Source organism: Flavobacterium sp., assembly GCF_052437795.1.
In the GTDB taxonomy this organism is placed as follows: Bacteria; Bacteroidota; Bacteroidia; order Flavobacteriales; family Flavobacteriaceae; genus Flavobacterium.
Map to the genome: position 1 here is coordinate 153,274 of NZ_JBQVPA010000004.1, position 17,081 is coordinate 170,354.

Sequence of the window (17,081 nt, forward strand, 5' to 3'; positions counted from 1 at the left end):
GATGCAAAAATACAACTATTTTTCACTTCTACAAGAGCTAAACAAAAAAAAATTAAAAAAATTAATATGCTCTTGCAAAAAGCACCCTCCCTACAGACGGAGCGCCTGTAAACACACAGGTTCCGGCTTCTTCTTTCCTATCCAGTGGTATGCAGCGGATGGTAGCTTTTGTAAGCTCTTTTATCTTTTCCTCAGTAGCAGGCGTACCATCCCAATGTGCCGATATGAATCCGGCCTTATTGTCTAGCACATCCTTGAATTCATCGAACGAATTTACCTCAGTAATATGCTCCTCCCTGTAGTTCAATGCTTTCACGAACAGGTTCTTTTGCATTTCTTCCAAAAGGTCACTGATATAGCTAACGATATCGGCACTCAATACAGTCTCTTTTGTAAGGTCGTCCCTCCTGGCTACCTCAAAAGTACCATTGGCAAGGTCGTTTGGCCCAATGGCAACACGCACAGGAACACCTTTCAATTCATACTCATTGAATTTCCAGCCAGGCTTGTGTGTGGTCCTGTCATCATATTTTACAGAGATGCCCAGCTTCCTTAGCCTTGCCATAAGTTGCTTCGCTTCCTCAGAGATCACCGCAAGCTGCTCATCGCCTTTATAGATAGGCACGATAACCACTTGTATAGGCGCCAGGTTAGGAGGCAGCACCAACCCATTATCATCCGAGTGCGTCATAACAAGCGCACCCATCAGTCGGGTAGAAACCCCCCATGAAGTAGCCCATACATATTCCTGCTTACCTTCCTGGTTGGCAAACTTCACATCGAACGCTTTGGCAAAGTTCTGCCCAAGGAAATGTGATGTACCTGCCTGAAGTGCCTTGCCGTCCTGCATGAGTGCCTCGATACAATAGGTCTCGATAGCACCCGCAAAACGCTCATTAGCGCTCTTAACGCCTTTTATGACCGGTATCGCCATGAAGTTCTCGGCAAAGTCGGCATATACGTTCATCATTTGTTCGGCTTCCGCAATAGCTTCCGTTTGTGTAGCGTGCGCGGTATGCCCTTCCTGCCATAGGAATTCAGCCGTGCGCAGGAATAAACGGGTACGCATTTCCCAACGCACTACGTTGGCCCATTGGTTTATTAGTAATGGCAGGTCGCGGTACGATTGGATCCAGCCACGGTAGGTATCCCATATAATGGTTTCAGATGTTGGGCGCACGATGAGCTCTTCTTCAAGTTTTGCATCCGGATCAACCTCGATCTTGCCGTCCTCGCCTGTTCTTAGCCTGTAATGAGTAACTACGGCACACTCTTTGGCAAAGCCATCTACGTGGCTCGCCTCTTTGCTGAAGTATGACTTGGGTATGAACAGCGGGAAATATGCGTTTTGGTGGCCTGTTTCTTTAAACATCCTGTCCAGTTCTGCCTGCATTTTCTCCCAGATCGCATAGCCGTAAGGCTTGATCACCATGCAACCCCTAACCCCCGAATTTTCGGCAAGGTCCGCTTTTACCACCAGTTCATTATACCATTTGGAATAATCTTCTGCGCGCTTCGTTAAATTCTTACTCATCGTTACTTTTTTGGCACAAAAATTGTTTATATTTATTAAAAAATAATGCTGTGGCAAAACTAACCATTTTTACACAGTCAACAATAAAAAAATACAGTTATGAGATCTGATTACTTAAACTTTACACGCCTTTCCCTCTACTCAATACTGGGGATCTTTGGCGTTGCTGCCACATCGTGCAGCTCATACAATAGCGTTTCCGGCACGGATAACGACGGAGTTTACGGCAACGTACCCCGTAATGACAACAATGAGCCGGTATATACGTACAATGATGGCACAGTAGGCCAGTATAAAGATGGTGCTGTGACCGGGCAAAATGCCAACGGCTATTCTACTTATTTCAACTCATTGCAGGATGAATATCCTGTTGTTACCGATGTTGAAGGATACAGCTCTTACGATAATGACTCTGTAGTTTCAGTACAGTCCTACAATGCCAACAACGCGGGCTGGGGTGAAGATACGGGCGATAATGTTACCGTAAATGTTTATGGTGGCGGCTGGGGCGGTTACCCTTACTATGGCGGTTGGGGCTGGCCGTATTATGGCGGCGGCTGGTACGGCAATGGCTGGGGTTGGGGCCTTGGTTACGGCTGGGGCGGCGGTTGGTATGGCAGCGGCTGGGGCTGGTACGGCAACGGTTGGGGCTGGGGTGGCGGTTGGTATGGCAACGGCTATGGCTGGGGCGGACACCACCACTACTATAATAACGGCAACTACTATGGCGGAAGGTCTAACGCTTACTACAACGGAGGCCGCAATCCTATAAGCAATGGAAGATACACCCAGGGAAGGAATGCCGGAAGGTATGCCCAGGGCAGGAGCGCCACAAGCATTAATAATGGCAGGAATGCTACAGCCGGCAGGTCGACAAGGTTTACGAACGGCAATGGCAGGAATACGAGTACCAACGTTGTTCGCTCACGCGGCAATAGTGATGCAACTTACAGCGGCTCATCAAGGAACAATGGAAATAGCCGAAGCACCTACAGCAATTCTTCACGAAGCAATAGCAACAGCACTTACACACCATCAAGAAGCTCATCCCCATCACGCAGCAGCGGAAGCAGCGTAAGCCCATCCCGTAGCGGAGGCAGCAGCGGCGGCTTTGGAGGCGGAAGGTCCGGCGGCGGCGGTGGTGGAGGCTCACGCGGCGGCGGCGGCGGAGGACGCAGGGGCTAATACAAATTTAAAATACTGCCCCATGTTATTTTCATCCGAAATAGCATGGGGTTTCTTTTTTACTAAAATCCAGGAACCATGAAAAGAGTTATAGTATCTGCTGCCTTTATTCTGGCAGCGGTGGGGACATATGCGCAGCAAGACCTGAACTCAGCGGCCGATGCGGTGCGCTATGCTACGGACAACTTAACGGGATCGGCACGCTTCAGGGCAATGAGCGGCGCATTTGGCGCGGTGGGCGGCGATGTTTCTGCCATGAATGTAAACCCGGCCGGATCGGCGATCTTCAATTATAATACCGGCACGGCTTCGCTGTCCAATTACAGCACAAGCAACGAGTCGAATTACTTTGGCACTAAAAACACAACGAACACCAACGCGTTCGACCTGAACCAACTGGGCGCTGTATTTGTTTTTAGCAATGCCAATGAAAATGCGGTGATGAATAAGTTCACACTTGGCTTTAACTACGAGAATACCAACAGTTTTTATAATAAGATGAATGCCCGGGGCACTAATCCCAACAATTCTATTGACCAATACTTTTTGCGGAATGCCAACGGGATAGGAAATGAAGGCGGGATCTACCTGAGCACTTTGCAAAATGCTTACTTTGACGAACTGAGCTTTATGAACCAACAGGCGTACCTGGGCTATAATGCTTACATTTTTAATCCTGTTACGACAGATGGCAACAACTCGGTATACACCAGCAATGTGCCTAATACCGGTAATTATTACCATGAAAATTATACCTCAACGCGTGGCTACAATGGTAAAATGGCACTCAACTTTGCCACACAGATAAAACAACGCTTTTATCTTGGAGCAAATATTAATTTCCATTTCACCGACTATGTGAAGACAACAAGCCTGTACGAGGACAACAACAACCCATCGGGAACAGGGCTTCAGGCAATACGGTTCGATAACGAGCGCTACACCTACGGGGGTGGGTTCTCGCTAAATTTGGGCGGCATCGTAAAGATCACCGAGCAGCTGAGAGCGGGCGTTGCTTATGAGTCGCCTACATGGTACAGGCTGCAGGACGAGATAACACAGCGCATTTCGTCTTTCTGTCCTGAGTGTGACGCTAATAATATCTCTAACGACACATTTGTGACCAATCCCGGCATTACATTTGTTTTTGACGATCACACCATCAAGACACCTTCTAAATGGACTGGGAGCCTTGCGTATGTTTTCGGCAGGAACGGGCTTATAAGTGTTGATTATTCCATTAAGGATTTCAGCAAGACCGAATTCAGGAACGCACGTTATGAAGCCATTAACCGGGAACTTTCCGATAACATGACCGTATCGGGCGAATTACGCGTGGGAGCTGAATATCGCATAAAGAAATTCAGCCTTCGCGGCGGCTACCGCTTTATGGAAAGCCCTTATAAAGACGGCAGGACCATGGGCGACCTTACCAGCTACACAGGAGGCCTTGGCTATTCGTTCGCCAACTCCAGGATCGACCTGGCTTATGCATGGCTGCAGCGCAAAAGCGATGCACCATTGCTCACTTCAGGTTTTACCGATGCGGCACGTGTAACGAGCACCAATAACAACGTAACACTGTCCTATACCATAGACTTATAGTTTTAATCTTACTATATCTGAAAAGCCATCCGTTAAATTTGGGATGGCTTTTTGTTTAGGCCACTCCCTACGCGCTCATTCGAATACACGACAGAAGAATATTCAAATCGGTCACCAGATATCGGCAGCAGTAGCCACGTGAGGATAGAGCCAATATCCTGCGTAATATGCCTGCCTTCGTAAATTCAGGTAATGAGGCAGATAGAGGATCCGAGGGGATAAGCCCCGAAAATAACCATCATATCTATACATTGCGGGATATATATGATTTGTGGCGTGTTTTTAGCTAACTGTAACCGCAAACTTTACCGTTTAAATAGGCGATCTGTCAATAAATTGTATTAATTTTGCACTCCAATTTTCAAGTCCATGAGAACCAAATCGTTAAAGAAGAATAAGATCAATGTGATCACGCTGGGATGTTCCAAGAACGTGTATGACAGTGAAGTGCTAATGGGCCAGCTACGCGCGAGCGGCAAGGATGTGACCCACGAAGCGCCCGCGCACGAGGAAGGCAACATTATTGTGATCAACACCTGCGGGTTCATTGACAATGCAAAGGAAGAGTCGGTTAACATGATCCTGAACTATGTCGATAAAAAAGAACAGGGCATTGTAGATAAGGTTTTCGTCACCGGATGCCTCTCTGAGCGCTATAAGCCGGACCTTATTAAAGAGATACCTAATGTAGACCAGTATTTTGGCACCACCGAATTGCCGGGGCTGCTAAAAGCACTGGGCGCCGACTACAAACATGAGCTGCTTGGTGAGCGGCTTACCACTACCCCAAAAAACTATGCTTACCTGAAAATCGCCGAAGGTTGTGACCGCCCGTGTAGTTTTTGCGCGATACCTCTAATGAGGGGCAAGCACGTTTCGCAGCCCATTGAAAAGCTGGTAAAGGAAGCCGAAGGCCTTGCCCGAAATGGGGTAAAAGAACTGATACTTATCGCACAGGACCTTACCTATTATGGACTTGACCTGTATAAAAAACGCAACCTTGCCGAATTGCTTGAAAACTTGGTTAAAGTAGAAGGAATTGAATGGATCAGGCTGCATTATGCATTCCCTTCCGGATTCCCGATGGATGTGCTGGAACTGATGGACCGCGAGCCGAAGATATGCAACTACATCGACATTCCGCTGCAGCACATCAGCGACAGTGTACTGAAATCGATGCGCCGCGGTACAACACAGGAGAAAACCACTAAACTCCTTAAGGAGTTCAGGCAGGCCGTTCCGGGAATGGCAATACGTACCACACTTATCGTTGGTTATCCTGGCGAAACGGAAGAAGACTTCCAGACCCTCAAGAATTGGGTAGAGGAAATGCGTTTTGAGCGCCTGGGCTGTTTTGCCTATTCGCATGAAGAGAACACCCACGCCTACTTGCTGGAGGATGACGTGCCTGCCGAAGTGAAGCAGCAACGTGCCAATGAGATAATGGAGCTACAGTCGCAAATATCGTGGGAACTCAACCAGGAGAAGATCGGCCAGACCTTCCGATGCATCATCGACAGGAAGGAAGGCAGCCACTTTGTTGGCCGTACCGAGTTTGACAGTCCTGACGTAGATAATGAAGTACTGATAGACGCTACACAAGTGTACCTGAAAACAGGAGAATTTGTAAACATAAAAATTACCGATGCCACAGAGTTTGACCTTTACGGAATTCCGGCCGACGTAAAAATAGAGGCATGATATTTGGAAAGCTAAAGGAAACTTTAGCTTTTTTTATTAAGTTTGATAAAATTATACTTGTTATGAAATTAAGGATATCACATATTTTATTGTTAGCCCTGTTTTTTGTCTCAGCCACTACATATTCCCAGGTAGACCGGAGGATAGGCCGCAGCCAGTATAAAAGGGACAGGAATGCGAAAAATACCGATTTTGTACAGCAATCTGTTGACTATCTTACCAGAGAACTTAAACTCGATGACTTCCAAAAAGCAGCAGTAAGGGAGATACTCGAAGATGAGCGTGATCATATTACTGAACTTCGCCAAAGCCAGGGAAAGGATGTTACGCTTGATGAGAGGAGGGATAAGGCGAAAGCGATATCTGACAGGATATACAATAAAGTGATCCCGATACTATCTAAAGACCAGGCCGCCATTTATACGAAAATGGAAGAGTCCAAAAAATTCTAAAGTACGAGCAACCCGAATTCCCTTAGCGTATTGACAGGCTTGCTGTACCAAAACAGCTCGAAGTCCTCCTGCGTACTTTCATAGTCCTGTTTCGCCTGTGCAAAGGTAGCCGTACCCGCATTTTGTATAGATGCTTTTTCGAGAAATGCTACCAGCCATTCGCCATTTTCTTTTGAGACCTGAATGGTGTAACTTTCTTTTTTATCATGGAAAGCCAGTTCAGCCATTTCGAATGATCTGCCTTTTTTGTTTTTGGTAAAGTATGAAATTGAGGGCTTCCCTCCCATCCAAACTACTTTAGCGGTCGGCTTTATGTTCAGGCTGCCATCTTCCTGAAGAACATTGTAAATATAATCTTCGGAGATCTTAGTGCGCGGTATCTTGAAGTCGAACCAATCCTGCAACGGATAGTCGAAGCATATGCCATGCATATAATTGAACAGCGATTTCTTTAACCCAAAACTAAACTTATCGTGGTTGGCACCACTATTGTCTGTGAACACTATATCATTGTTGGCAAAACTGCCAACGATGTCGCTGTCTTTTACTACACTGAACTTTTCGGGATATAATCCTACAGGACTATGTGCCGTCATGGCAAACTGGTGCCAGAACCCCGACTGCAATATACCCGTTTCGAACATTTGGCGCACCATTTCGAGCGAGTCTATCGTTTCCTGTGCAGTCTGTGTAGGGAAGCCATACATGAGGTACGCATGCACCATGATGCCTGATTCGGTAAAATTTCGGGTCACACGGGCTACCTGTGCCACGGTCACGCCTTTTTGTATGAGTTCCAAAAGCCTGTCGGACGCCACTTCCAATCCTCCCGACACTGCAATGCATCCTGAGGCTTTCAGTAACCGGCACAGGTCGGCAGTAAAGCTTTTCTCAAAGCGGATATTAGTCCACCACGTTACAGCCAGGTTGCGCCTTAGTATTTCCAATGCCACCTCGCGCATCAAAGCCGGTGGTGCGGCCTCATCTACGAAGTGGAAGCCGTTTTGCCCGGTCTGGGCAATCAGTTCCTCCATGCGGTCGACCAACAGCCGTGCCGCGACGGGTTCGTATATTTTTATGTAATCTAGCGATATGTCGCAAAACGTGCATTTACCCCAATAGCAGCCGTGCGCCATGGTAAGCTTGTTCCAGCGGCCGTCGCTCCACATGCGGTGCATCGGGTTAACGATCTCGATAACCGAAATATAATTATCCAGCAGCAGGTCGGAATAATCGGGCGTACCGACTTCCGACTGCTTGTAATCCTTACAACCTGAATTGTCGATATATTTTATTTCTCCGTCTACTAATGTAAAAGTCCGCTTTAAAGCCGACACTTCCCTCCTGCTCTCAATATGCTCAATGAGACATTTGATGGGCGCTTCGCCATCATCGAGCGTAATGAAATCGAAAAACTCCATAACACGCTTGTCCGTCAACGAGCGCAGTTCGGTATTCGGAAAGCCACCGCCCATCACTGTTCTTACTCTGGGGAAATGCTGTTTGATGTATTGCGCGCTGCGAAACGCCGCATACAGGTTACCGGGAAATGGCACAGAAAAGCATACCATCTGCGGATCGATCTCCTGCATCCTTTGGTGCAACAACCCGATCAACAGCTTATCGATATAGGTGTAAGGCTGCTTTAGGCTTTCGTAAAGTTCGTCAAATGAATTTGCCGAACGACCGAGCCTTTCCGCATAGCGGCTGAAGCCAAAATGTGGGTCGACACACTCCACGATCAGGTCGGATATGTCCTCAAGGTACAGCGTGGCAAAGTGCTTTGCCTTATCCTGCGTACCCATGGAACCAAACGCCCAGTCCAGTTCCTCCAGCTGTGCGAAGCGCGAGGCTTCGGGCAGGAAGTCCTCACTGCATATCAGGTGTGCCAGCGTTGGGTTTTTGCCCTGCAGGAAGAGGATTACGGAATCGATGGTTTTGAGGTACTCGGATTTTAGGGCGAGGATGCGTTGGGCATTGGTTGAAATGGCCTCACCCCCGGCCCCTTCAGGTTGCTTCGTCGTTCCTCCTCGCAATGACAGAGGGAAGCGAGCTTCGATCTCGTTGAAAATGTCGCTTAGTCCCTGTTTTGAGAACAGCTTTAAAATAACTTCAATGCCCAGGTCGGCCTGGAAGGACGCGATGCCTTTCGTATTGAGGAAACCCTTCAGGTAAGCGGTCGCCGGGTAGGGCGTATTGAGCTGTGTGAAAGGTGGTGTTATTAAAAGGGCTTTGTTCAAAATGATGGATTAGGGTGCAAAGGTAAAGGATATTTTCGGGATTGGGAAGTGTGGGGATTTTGGGTATATTTACTTTTGATTCCAACCTTTTGGATGATTTGGTAATCATATATAATATGACGCGATTTTTTTATCTAATTGTACTTTTTACTTCTTTAGCATCATATAGCCAAAGGGATGCCATATCGTTAAAAGAATTTCGACGGAAACCCTCTGAATTCCCACCTAATGTGAAACAAATAGAAGTTTATAAATATCAAATAAGAAAGAATGGCACCGCAGTTAAGGACAGTACATTGATACTAAGCCAAATTCTTGACAGGAGATTTAACATAATCAGTGGTATTCAGTATCAACCAATGTTCACAGTCAGTAGCGGTGAAGAATCACCTTATTTTATAGAGTATACAGAGAAATACCTTGGTGATAAAATTATATCTATATCGGAAGGACCACATAATGCCGCCCCATTTAAAGGCAAAAAATATCTCTCATATAATTATTACACACTTGCAGAAAATTATACATATGATGAGAATGGTAATTTAGTAAAATTTGACCGTACCACTCCTATGCATGATATAATGATAGATAAGAAAAATAGGGATACATTATTTCATCTCAAAACTATCAAGCCTGAAACTCAAGAATATATCTATGACAAAAATAATAGAGTAATTTCAAAATTCATTAGTACGGATAGTCTCAAAACGACAGTGTATGAAAATAGCAAATTTAAATCACGAGAAAGTCATTGTGATGATTGTTCTTCGAGATATAAATCTATAGATTATGAATATAATGAATCAGGATTTATTAAACGGAAAATCAAATATGAGATCAATGGGGAAATCAAGACTAGAATCGATTACTATTATAAAGATAATTATAAGATTAGCGAAATAGTGCTTTCACCTTCACAACTTGAAAAAACAACTAGTTTTGAGTATAAAGGATCTGAGATGACTGAAACCGTTAAAGATTATAGCTATACAATTGTTAAGAAATATAATTCTGAAAATTTACTTATAGAAGATTGTACACAATTCGAAGATGAGCCAAAACGTTGTGAATATTACGATTACACTTTGGAAAATCACAGAATTACTGCAATAGTCCATACTGACAATGAAACCCGAAAAATAAATCCTTACTTCAAATACAATTCTGCCGGACTTATCATTGAAGAAAAAGATATAGTGAATGATAAAATCGTTGACTTAATACGTTACTATTATAAATAATAGAATATCCTGTCTGTCTATTTTTCCGTAATTTTACGCAAAAGAAATTACAATGCCATCAGACTGTACCAGCTATCAGAGCTCAGGATATTTTACCCCGTTAATCGTTGATTACCTTGACCAAAAAGTTAACCTGAAACCGCTGTACAACCGCTTCCCTACTCTTAAAAATTTTAAGCTACAGATCGAGGAAAAACAGGAAAATTACGATCCTGAATTCAGAAGTGTACTGGCAGATACATTACAGCAACAATATAATGACATTGATGCTTCTCCCCTTACCCTGCAAAATATACAGTTGTTAAGTGACGGCAATACCTTTACCATAACCACCGGCCACCAATTAAACCTGTTTACCGGACCACTGTATTTTTTATACAAGATAATTTCGACCATCAACCTGACAAAGGAATTAAAAGGTGCTTACCCCGAATATAACTTCGTTCCTGTTTACTGGATGGCTACGGAAGATCATGACTTTGAAGAGATCAATTACTTCAACTTTAAAAATAAAAAGATCGCGTGGCCGCGTGAAAGTTCAGGACCTGTAGGACGGCTTTCTACGGAAGGGCTTGATGTTGTGCTGGAGGTTTTCAGTAAAGAACTTGGGCCGGGCAAAAACGCCGAATGGCTGAAGTCACTCTTTAAAAAAGCGTATTTAGAGCACGCCAATCTTGCCGATGCCACGCGCTATCTCGCTAATGCAATTTTTGGCGAACATGGCTTAGTGGTCATTAATGCGGACTCTCCCGAACTGAAAAAGCTTTTCATTCCACATATAAAAGAGGAACTGCTACGCCAGACCTCCCACCAAAAAGTTGCTGAGGCATCTGGATCATTGAAAGAGTACAAGATCCAGGTGAACCCGAGGGACATTAACTTGTTTTACATTGAAGATAACATAAGGGAGCGCATCATTTTGCAGGATGGCACCTACTTTGTAAACAATACGGAACTGAAATTTACAGAAGCAGAAATGTTGGAGTTGTTGGAAAGCCATCCTGAAAAATTCAGTCCCAATGTTATCATGCGCCCGCTATACCAGGAAGTGATACTGCCAAACCTCTGCTACATTGGCGGTGGCGGTGAGCTTGCCTACTGGTTGGAACTGAAGTCGTATTTTGACGCTGCGCATGTTAACTTTCCAATACTGCTTTTAAGGAATTCAGCGCTGGTTGCCACACACAAACAGGCGGATAAACTTGACAAGCTCGGATTGACCTGGGGGGACATGTTCTCAAAACAACAGGATCTGGTGAACCGTAAAGTTCAAGCCTATTCGGAATTCCAACTTGATCTTACAGAACAAAAGGAATTCCTCAAAGCACAGTTTGAAAAGCTATCGTCTATTGCCGCAAAAACCGACGTATCATTTACCGGCGCTGTAAAGGCACAGGAACTGAAACAGCTGAAAGGGCTTGAAAACCTTGAGAAACGACTGTTGAAAGCCGAGAAGAGAAAGCATGCTGACGGGCTGGCACGCATTACCTCCATACAAAATGAGCTATTCCCAAACAACAGTCTACAGGAGCGCAGGGCCAACTTTGCAGAATTCTATCTTGAGTTTGACGGAAGGCTGTTGGAGGAGTTATTCCGACAGCTAAAGCCCTTGGAACAGGAGTTTAACGTAGTTGTGCTTTGATAATTATTTTATATATTTATGGAATAAATTATACGCCATGAATATCACTAAAGAAAAAGAACGCTTAAAGATGGCCATCGATAAGGTTGAGGATCCGGAGATACTGGAAAGGATAAATTTTGTTCTTTCCGGATCGGAAAGAATTTCCATTACCGATGAACAATTATCAATTGCAATGGAAAGCAGGGAAGAATATTTTAGAAATCCCTCAACTGGAATGTCTTTAGAGGACTTTGAAGCACAGATGAAAAAGAAATATGGCTTTTAAAGAGGTTATTTCGCGGGTAGCCCAAATCCATATTGACGAAGCTTTTTACTACTATGAATCAAAACAGCCTGACCTTGGCTCACGATTTTTTACCGAATTTAAGAATGCTGTCAGATACATTTCATTAGACCCTTATCTGTTCCCGGTAAAATCTAAAAATCTGAGAGAGCTTAAGTTGTCTGTATTTCCATACATAATCATTTACGAAATTGTTGATGATGTCGTAATTATAGCCGCTATTTTCCACACTTCGCAAAATCCTAAAAAGAAACCTGGCAAATAATATGGATTTGATGTAAAAACGATTATTTTTGCACCAAATTTTAAAAAAGACTATGGCTACTAACAGGACATTTACAATGATCAAGCCGGATGCTGTTGAAGGCGGACACATCGGTGGTATTTTATCAATGATATCTGAAGCAGGATTCAGGATCGTATCTCTTAAGCTTACACAGCTTACAGTTGCTGATGCACAAGCATTTTACGCTGTTCACAACGCAAGGCCTTTCTACGGTGAGCTTGTTGAATTCATGTCAAGGGGCCCTATCGTAGCTGCCATCCTGGAAAAGGAAAATGCAGTTGAAGACTTCAGGACGCTTATCGGCGCTACCAACCCTGCTGACGCTGCTGATGGTACTATCCGTAAAAAATATGCTAAATCTGTGGGCGAAAATGCCGTTCACGGTTCTGACAGCGATGAGAATGCAGCTATCGAAAGCGCTTTCCATTTTGCAGGCAGGGAGCAGTTCTAATACAGGACAAGCAAACACACTATATGAGAATGCCGCTTTTTGAGCGGCATTTTTTTGTTTTTATCTCAAGACTATGGTCGCTACAACTTCCCTCTTCAGCTCTTCGTTGATCATCTTGATGATCTTTTCCTTACCGTAGCTCAGTTCTTCCCGCAACACTGCCGATGTAAGTTCTACATACAACGTTGTGCCTTTCAGCATGATGTCGCGGGTATAGTTATTCACTCCATTGCCCATGAGGTTCTTCCAGGCATCGCGTACATTGATCTTATCCATACCAGGCTGCAGGTTGTTGGCCTGCATGAATTCCTTCAGCACATCGCTTATGCTATTTTCCCCGTTTAGCCGTTTTGCCATTATTTTACTGTAAAAGGTTGTGCCCGTTTATAATGATATTCCATGTCGTGGTTGTTCTTTACAACCAGCTTGTCTTCATCCAGTGAGAGTATTTCCTCCTCCCATTTAGCATACTGTGTGGTATAGCTGATAAACGTCTTACCATCTTTTTCGGCAACAGCTATCTTTTCTGAGACATCATTTGCCAGGTACTTCCCGTCAAATTGCGGCATCACTTTTTTACGGAAGCCCTCCTTGCCCTTTAATTCAAAATAGTCAATGGTCGCATTTACTTTATAATCCTTATGTGTGCCATCAGGCATCACGACCTCTTGTATCTCCCAGTAGCCATTCAGGTGTTTCAAATTGTCTTCCGACACCTTGCCGCAGGAAACAGCAGCAATAAAAACAAATAGCAGTACGAACTTTTTCATCATCATAATTTGAAGGGTAAAATTACTCAATATTTCGCTCAACGGTTTAAACTATTTCATACTTTTAAAGTCATAGTGAAAAACAAGCCATGAAAAAAACTTTCCTTTTCCTGCTGACAGCTGTTGTGTTGGGTTGCAGCTCTGCTGACGACCGCTCTCCCAATGAAAACCCACAAACGGAAGCTATGTATTTTCCCGATAACGGAACTGATGTTTGGGAAACCAAAGACAGGGGAACGCTCAACTGGAATGAGCCCGCTGTTCAGCCTTTACTGAATTACCTTGAGCAAAAGCACAGCCGCTCGTTCATAATACTTGTAAATGGGCGTATCGTGATGGAAGAATATTTCAATGGCCACACCGCTACGACACCATGGTATTGGGCCAGTGCCGGGAAAACACTTACTGCAACCCTCACCGGGATCGCCGAACAGGAAGGTTTTCTGAATGTGGATGATAAAGTTTCCGACTACCTTGGTACAGGATGGACGAGCGCGCCATTAGCCAAAGAGAACATGATAACCATCCGACACCTGCTTACCATGACCTCGGGACTTGATGATGCCAATGGAGATGATGTTTCTCCTGCCAACCTTGAGTACAAAGCCGATGCGGGCACGCGTTGGGCATACCATAACGTATATGTAAAATTACAGGACGCAGTTGTCGAAGCCACAGGGATTTCGTGGAATGATTATTTTACAGCCAAGATCAAAACACCTCTGGGCATAACAGGCACATGGCTGGAAAGTGGCGAAGACCTCAGCGTATACTGGAGCACAACCCGCAGTATGGCCCGTTTTGGCCTGCTCGCATTGAATAACGGAAAATGGAAAGACCAGCAGATCATCAACACTGCCTATTTTAGCAATGCGACCACTACTTCGCAAAACATCAACAGATCGTACGGGTATCTTTGGTGGCTCAACGGGAAGGAAAGTTACCATATGCCGCGAACACAATTCGAATTTAATGGCGAGCTATTACCTACAGCACCTGCAGATATGTATATGGCTTTAGGTAAAAACGATCAGAAGATCTATGTTATCCCCTCAAAAAAGATGGTGATCATCCGCATGGGCGATGCAGCCGATGAAGAGAATTGGGCGTTGTCTGGCTTTGATGAGGAACTATGGGAAAAAATAAGTGCTGTGATCAATTAGAGTGCCCAATATTTATAAAAAGATCGCTTATCTGCAGAGCAAAAACAGATACTAAAATAATTATCAGTGATGAAGTTAAGATAGCCGTCCAAAAATATTTTTTTGTAACAAGGGTGATCATTGGGAGTATCATTGCAACAAAGTAACAACCCGCTATAAATAACGAATAATTCCGGAGCCCTTCGTAAAGGACATCCGGAATTAAAGGATTCGTTATTTTTAAATACTGCTTTATGCATTCCAGGGCAGCAAGTATGAACTTTAAAGCACTAATGCCTGAAATAACTATAGCTGCTGCTTTCCTGCCCTGCATTATCAGAAAGTGTAGCGAAGATTAAGACCTATCCTATTTATTTTGGACTCAATGTTTATGGGAGCGGACCCGGTAATATCCCTGGGCGATTCATAGCGCAATAATATTCCATATTTATTATTAAATTCATATCCGACGCCAAGATTAAATGAAAATGCATTCCCCAGATCAGCCTCCTGTGGATCATTGTCATCTGTACCGGGCAGAAATGTATATTGTTTCATGGTACCTCTTGGAAGGCTAAACCCTACAGCCCCTTCAAAAAATATCTTATTATCATCATTAAGGATCAAGTTATAACGAGGCCCCATATATGCATTAATACACAGCACGTCAAGATCGAATTTAAAAAGTGTGCTGTTCATAGAATTCTTGAGTCCTACGGTCTGTTCAGCTGAAAATTTTTCAAGTTCACCCCTAAAAAAGAAATCCCATTTTTCAGATGGAGCCCTGAAGATAACCTCTGCTCCAAGTGAATAATCCGTTGAGTTGGTTTTTTTAGTTTCATATAAGCTATTGTTCCAGCTAAAATCCATTTTACCTACTCCCACGTAGGCAGCCAATAAAATTTTGAACCCCTTTGAAGTTACATTCACATACTCAACACTTTCAGCACCCTGACACGAGTTATGTTCTTTAAAAACCTTAGTCAATGCAGACTTTGTATAGGCCACATCTTTGAAATATTCCACGGGTTTGTTCATACAATTAACAGTATTGAGTAATTGCTGTTTGTAAAAAGAATTTTCTCGCACTTCGGTTTCAGACACTTTATACTTCCTATACAGCAATTGCTGAGGAACTTCACCGTCTAATGAATAAAAGAATTTAGTATTATCCTGAGAGTAGGAGTATAATGTAGCCTTACCTTCAAGTACAACATTCAGGAACATATCTTCAAACTCCCAAAACGGGTCTTTGCCAAAACTAAGCTTCTTGATAGCAGTGGCAGACCTGTCTATCCTGACACTGTATTTGCGGAATTTAAACTGGCCGGCAATTCCGTATTCGGCAATGTTCCGTGTGTCGAGCTTCGAGAATCCGGCAGCAGCATCATTCCTGAATTCAAGGGATGATGCATCATAAAAATCACTGGTCTTAAAGAATCCTTCCGTGCGTTTTCCGGCATTGTCAATGTAATAGCCCTGCTGATCTTGCGCGTAGGCCTGCAACCCGAAAATAAGGGCTGTAAGTAAACTTAAAAATCTCATTACTATGTTGGTTTATTGGTTATGATTGAGGAGACTGGCTTTTATTTAAAGAAAGAGTCCACAAATTCGTGCTTGTTAAATACCTGAAGGTCTTCAATGCCTTCGCCTATGCCTATGTATTTAACCGGGATCTGAAACTGGTCAGAAATACCAATAACCACTCCGCCTTTCGCAGTACCGTCGAGTTTGGTGACCGCTAAGCAGCTCACTTCGGTAGCAGCAGTAAATTGTTTTGCCTGCTCAAAGGCGTTTTGTCCTGTTGAGCCGTCGAGCACCAGGAGGACGTCGTGCGGTGCATCGTCTATTACTTTCTGCATTACCTTTTTTACCTTGGTAAGCTCGTTCATTAGGTTTATCTTGTTATGAAGGCGCCCTGCGGTATCAATGATCACCACATCGGCGTTTTGGCTCACGGCACTTTGCAATGTATCAAACGCCACCGACGCCGGGTCGCTGCCCATTTGCTGGCGTACGATAGGCACTCCTACCCTGTCGGCCCATATCTGTAGCTGGTCAATAGCCGCCGCCCTGAAGGTATCGGCCGCACCAAGCACCACATTATGCCCGGCTTTTTTAAATTGGTAAGCTAATTTCCCGATAGTCGTAGTTTTGCCTACGCCATTCACTCCAACCACCATCAGCACATACGGCCTTTTATTTGCGGGCACTTCAAATTCTGTGGCCTCGCCGGAATTGGTTTCCGACAAAAGTCCGGCAATTTCGTCGCGAAGTATCTGGTTGAGCTCATCTGTTCCAAGGTATTTGTCGCGCGACACACGCTCCTCTATACGCTCAATTATTTTAAGGGTTGTATTTACGCCAACATCCGATGACACAAGTATCTCCTCGAGATTGTCGAGTACCTCATCATCAACTTTCGATTTCCCGGCTACGGCTTTCGAAAGCTTGGAGAAAAACGATGTTTTTGTCTTTTCGAGGCCTTTATCTAACGTTTCCTTCTTTTCGGAAGAAAATATTTTCTTAAAAAAATTCATAGT

The 17,081-nt window shown here is 44.2% G+C and carries 17 protein-coding genes; 10 read left to right on the forward strand and 7 right to left on the reverse strand.

Annotated elements, in window-relative coordinates:
• Nucleotides 1-61 precede the first annotated feature (61 nt).
• Nucleotides 62-1,534, reverse strand: coding sequence for a proline--tRNA ligase (proS, locus tag ACT6R0_RS13380; RefSeq protein ID WP_444654345.1), 1,473 nt, complete (start codon nucleotides 1,532-1,534; stop codon nucleotides 62-64).
• Nucleotides 1,535-1,633: 99 nt separating this feature from the next.
• On the opposite strand from proS, the gene ACT6R0_RS13385 reads away from it, so the two are divergent.
• The 4 genes from ACT6R0_RS13385 (at nucleotide 1,634) to ACT6R0_RS13400 (ending at nucleotide 6,477) form a co-directional block, all read left to right on the forward strand.
• Complete coding sequence (locus ACT6R0_RS13385) at nucleotides 1,634-2,719, forward strand: hypothetical protein (protein ID WP_444654344.1); 1,086 nt, start codon at nucleotides 1,634-1,636, stop codon at nucleotides 2,717-2,719.
• Nucleotides 2,720-2,797: 78 nt separating this feature from the next.
• Complete coding sequence (locus tag ACT6R0_RS13390; RefSeq protein ID WP_444654342.1) at nucleotides 2,798-4,324, forward strand: OmpP1/FadL family transporter; 1,527 nt, start codon at nucleotides 2,798-2,800, stop codon at nucleotides 4,322-4,324.
• 369 nt (nucleotides 4,325-4,693) lie between these two features.
• Nucleotides 4,694-6,025, forward strand: a complete 1,332-nt coding sequence (gene rimO, locus ACT6R0_RS13395) for a 30S ribosomal protein S12 methylthiotransferase RimO (protein WP_444654341.1) — start codon at nucleotides 4,694-4,696, stop codon at nucleotides 6,023-6,025.
• A gap of 62 nt (nucleotides 6,026-6,087) precedes the next feature.
• Nucleotides 6,088-6,477, forward strand: coding sequence for a hypothetical protein (locus ACT6R0_RS13400; RefSeq protein ID WP_444654339.1), 390 nt, complete (start codon nucleotides 6,088-6,090; stop codon nucleotides 6,475-6,477).
• Here the strand turns inward: ACT6R0_RS13400 and ACT6R0_RS13405 are convergent.
• Nucleotides 6,474-8,717 (reverse strand): B12-binding domain-containing radical SAM protein, encoded by a 2,244-nt coding sequence (locus ACT6R0_RS13405; RefSeq protein ID WP_444654338.1) that lies wholly within the window; start codon nucleotides 8,715-8,717, stop codon nucleotides 6,474-6,476. The two genes, ACT6R0_RS13400 and ACT6R0_RS13405, sit on opposite strands and share 4 nt — an antisense overlap.
• Before the next feature lie 230 nt (nucleotides 8,718-8,947).
• Between ACT6R0_RS13405 and ACT6R0_RS13410 the strand changes: the two genes are divergently transcribed.
• From ACT6R0_RS13410 to ACT6R0_RS13430, 5 genes are read left to right on the forward strand one after another with little or no spacing between them, the layout of a single operon-like run.
• Entirely contained in the window at nucleotides 8,948-9,961 is a 1,014-nt protein-coding gene (locus ACT6R0_RS13410) for a hypothetical protein (protein ID WP_444654336.1), read from the forward strand.
• A gap of 52 nt (nucleotides 9,962-10,013) precedes the next feature.
• On the forward strand, nucleotides 10,014-11,603 hold the full coding sequence (bshC, locus tag ACT6R0_RS13415) for a bacillithiol biosynthesis cysteine-adding enzyme BshC (RefSeq protein ID WP_444654334.1): 1,590 nt from the start codon (nucleotides 10,014-10,016) through the stop codon (nucleotides 11,601-11,603).
• A 37-nt stretch (nucleotides 11,604-11,640) separates the two neighbouring features.
• Nucleotides 11,641-11,871: a hypothetical protein gene (locus tag ACT6R0_RS13420; RefSeq protein ID WP_444654333.1), complete on the forward strand. Its 231-nt coding sequence runs from the start codon at nucleotides 11,641-11,643 to the stop codon at nucleotides 11,869-11,871.
• Entirely contained in the window at nucleotides 11,861-12,154 is a 294-nt protein-coding gene (locus ACT6R0_RS13425) for a type II toxin-antitoxin system RelE/ParE family toxin (protein WP_444654331.1), read from the forward strand. The genes ACT6R0_RS13420 and ACT6R0_RS13425 overlap by 11 nt, the downstream gene beginning before the upstream one ends.
• Before the next feature lie 52 nt (nucleotides 12,155-12,206).
• Nucleotides 12,207-12,626, forward strand: coding sequence for a nucleoside-diphosphate kinase (locus ACT6R0_RS13430; RefSeq protein ID WP_444654517.1), 420 nt, complete (start codon nucleotides 12,207-12,209; stop codon nucleotides 12,624-12,626).
• A 60-nt stretch (nucleotides 12,627-12,686) separates the two neighbouring features.
• On the opposite strand, the gene ACT6R0_RS13435 is transcribed toward ACT6R0_RS13430, so the two are convergent.
• On the reverse strand, nucleotides 12,687-12,983 hold the full coding sequence (locus tag ACT6R0_RS13435; RefSeq protein WP_444654329.1) for a DUF721 domain-containing protein: 297 nt from the start codon (nucleotides 12,981-12,983) through the stop codon (nucleotides 12,687-12,689).
• The gene (locus ACT6R0_RS13440) at nucleotides 12,983-13,396 is read right to left on the reverse strand and encodes a lipocalin family protein (protein ID WP_444655570.1); all 414 of its coding nucleotides are present in this window, start codon (nucleotides 13,394-13,396) and stop codon (nucleotides 12,983-12,985) included. Before ACT6R0_RS13440 ends, ACT6R0_RS13435 begins: the two co-directional genes overlap by 1 nt.
• An 89-nt stretch (nucleotides 13,397-13,485) precedes the next feature.
• On the opposite strand from ACT6R0_RS13440, the gene ACT6R0_RS13445 reads away from it, so the two are divergent.
• Nucleotides 13,486-14,559, forward strand: coding sequence for a serine hydrolase domain-containing protein (locus ACT6R0_RS13445; protein WP_444654326.1), 1,074 nt, complete (start codon nucleotides 13,486-13,488; stop codon nucleotides 14,557-14,559).
• On the opposite strand, the gene ACT6R0_RS13450 is transcribed toward ACT6R0_RS13445, so the two are convergent.
• Genes ACT6R0_RS13450 through ftsY form a run of 3 tightly spaced genes read right to left on the reverse strand, consistent with a single transcriptional unit; the run spans nucleotide 14,552 to nucleotide 17,078 of the window.
• A complete protein-coding gene (locus tag ACT6R0_RS13450; protein ID WP_444654325.1) occupies nucleotides 14,552-14,872 on the reverse strand; it encodes a hypothetical protein in 321 nt (106 codons plus the stop codon). The genes ACT6R0_RS13445 and ACT6R0_RS13450 overlap by 8 nt on opposite strands.
• Nucleotides 14,873-14,874: 2 nt before the next feature.
• Nucleotides 14,875-16,083 carry a hypothetical protein gene (locus ACT6R0_RS13455; protein ID WP_444654324.1) on the reverse strand — a complete coding sequence of 403 codons (1,209 nt, stop codon included), beginning with the start codon at nucleotides 16,081-16,083 and terminating at the stop codon, nucleotides 14,875-14,877.
• A gap of 41 nt (nucleotides 16,084-16,124) precedes the next feature.
• Entirely contained in the window at nucleotides 16,125-17,078 is a 954-nt protein-coding gene (gene ftsY / locus ACT6R0_RS13460) for a signal recognition particle-docking protein FtsY (RefSeq protein WP_444654323.1), read from the reverse strand.
• Nucleotides 17,079-17,081 lie beyond the last annotated feature (3 nt).

What these genes read in the sequence shown, in the direction of transcription:
- ftsY (WP_444654323.1), bottom strand. Translation starts at nt 17,078, where the DNA reads ATGAATTTTTTTAAGAAAATATTTTCTTCCGAAAAGAAGGAAACGTTA.
- rimO (WP_444654341.1), top strand. Translation starts at nt 4,694, where the DNA reads ATGAGAACCAAATCGTTAAAGAAGAATAAGATCAATGTGATCACGCTG.
- proS (WP_444654345.1), bottom strand. Translation starts at nt 1,534, where the DNA reads ATGAGTAAGAATTTAACGAAGCGCGCAGAAGATTATTCCAAATGGTAT.
- ACT6R0_RS13440 (WP_444655570.1), bottom strand. Translation starts at nt 13,396, where the DNA reads ATGAAAAAGTTCGTACTGCTATTTGTTTTTATTGCTGCTGTTTCCTGC.
- ACT6R0_RS13390 (WP_444654342.1), top strand. Translation starts at nt 2,798, where the DNA reads ATGAAAAGAGTTATAGTATCTGCTGCCTTTATTCTGGCAGCGGTGGGG.
- ACT6R0_RS13455 (WP_444654324.1), bottom strand. Translation starts at nt 16,083, where the DNA reads ATGAGATTTTTAAGTTTACTTACAGCCCTTATTTTCGGGTTGCAGGCC.
- ACT6R0_RS13445 (WP_444654326.1), top strand. Translation starts at nt 13,486, where the DNA reads ATGAAAAAAACTTTCCTTTTCCTGCTGACAGCTGTTGTGTTGGGTTGC.
- ACT6R0_RS13425 (WP_444654331.1), top strand. Translation starts at nt 11,861, where the DNA reads ATGGCTTTTAAAGAGGTTATTTCGCGGGTAGCCCAAATCCATATTGAC.
- bshC (WP_444654334.1), top strand. Translation starts at nt 10,014, where the DNA reads ATGCCATCAGACTGTACCAGCTATCAGAGCTCAGGATATTTTACCCCG.
- ACT6R0_RS13430 (WP_444654517.1), top strand. Translation starts at nt 12,207, where the DNA reads ATGGCTACTAACAGGACATTTACAATGATCAAGCCGGATGCTGTTGAA.
- ACT6R0_RS13435 (WP_444654329.1), bottom strand. Translation starts at nt 12,983, where the DNA reads ATGGCAAAACGGCTAAACGGGGAAAATAGCATAAGCGATGTGCTGAAG.
- ACT6R0_RS13385 (WP_444654344.1), top strand. Translation starts at nt 1,634, where the DNA reads ATGAGATCTGATTACTTAAACTTTACACGCCTTTCCCTCTACTCAATA.
- ACT6R0_RS13420 (WP_444654333.1), top strand. Translation starts at nt 11,641, where the DNA reads ATGAATATCACTAAAGAAAAAGAACGCTTAAAGATGGCCATCGATAAG.
- ACT6R0_RS13450 (WP_444654325.1), bottom strand. Translation starts at nt 14,872, where the DNA reads ATGCAGGGCAGGAAAGCAGCAGCTATAGTTATTTCAGGCATTAGTGCT.
- ACT6R0_RS13400 (WP_444654339.1), top strand. Translation starts at nt 6,088, where the DNA reads ATGAAATTAAGGATATCACATATTTTATTGTTAGCCCTGTTTTTTGTC.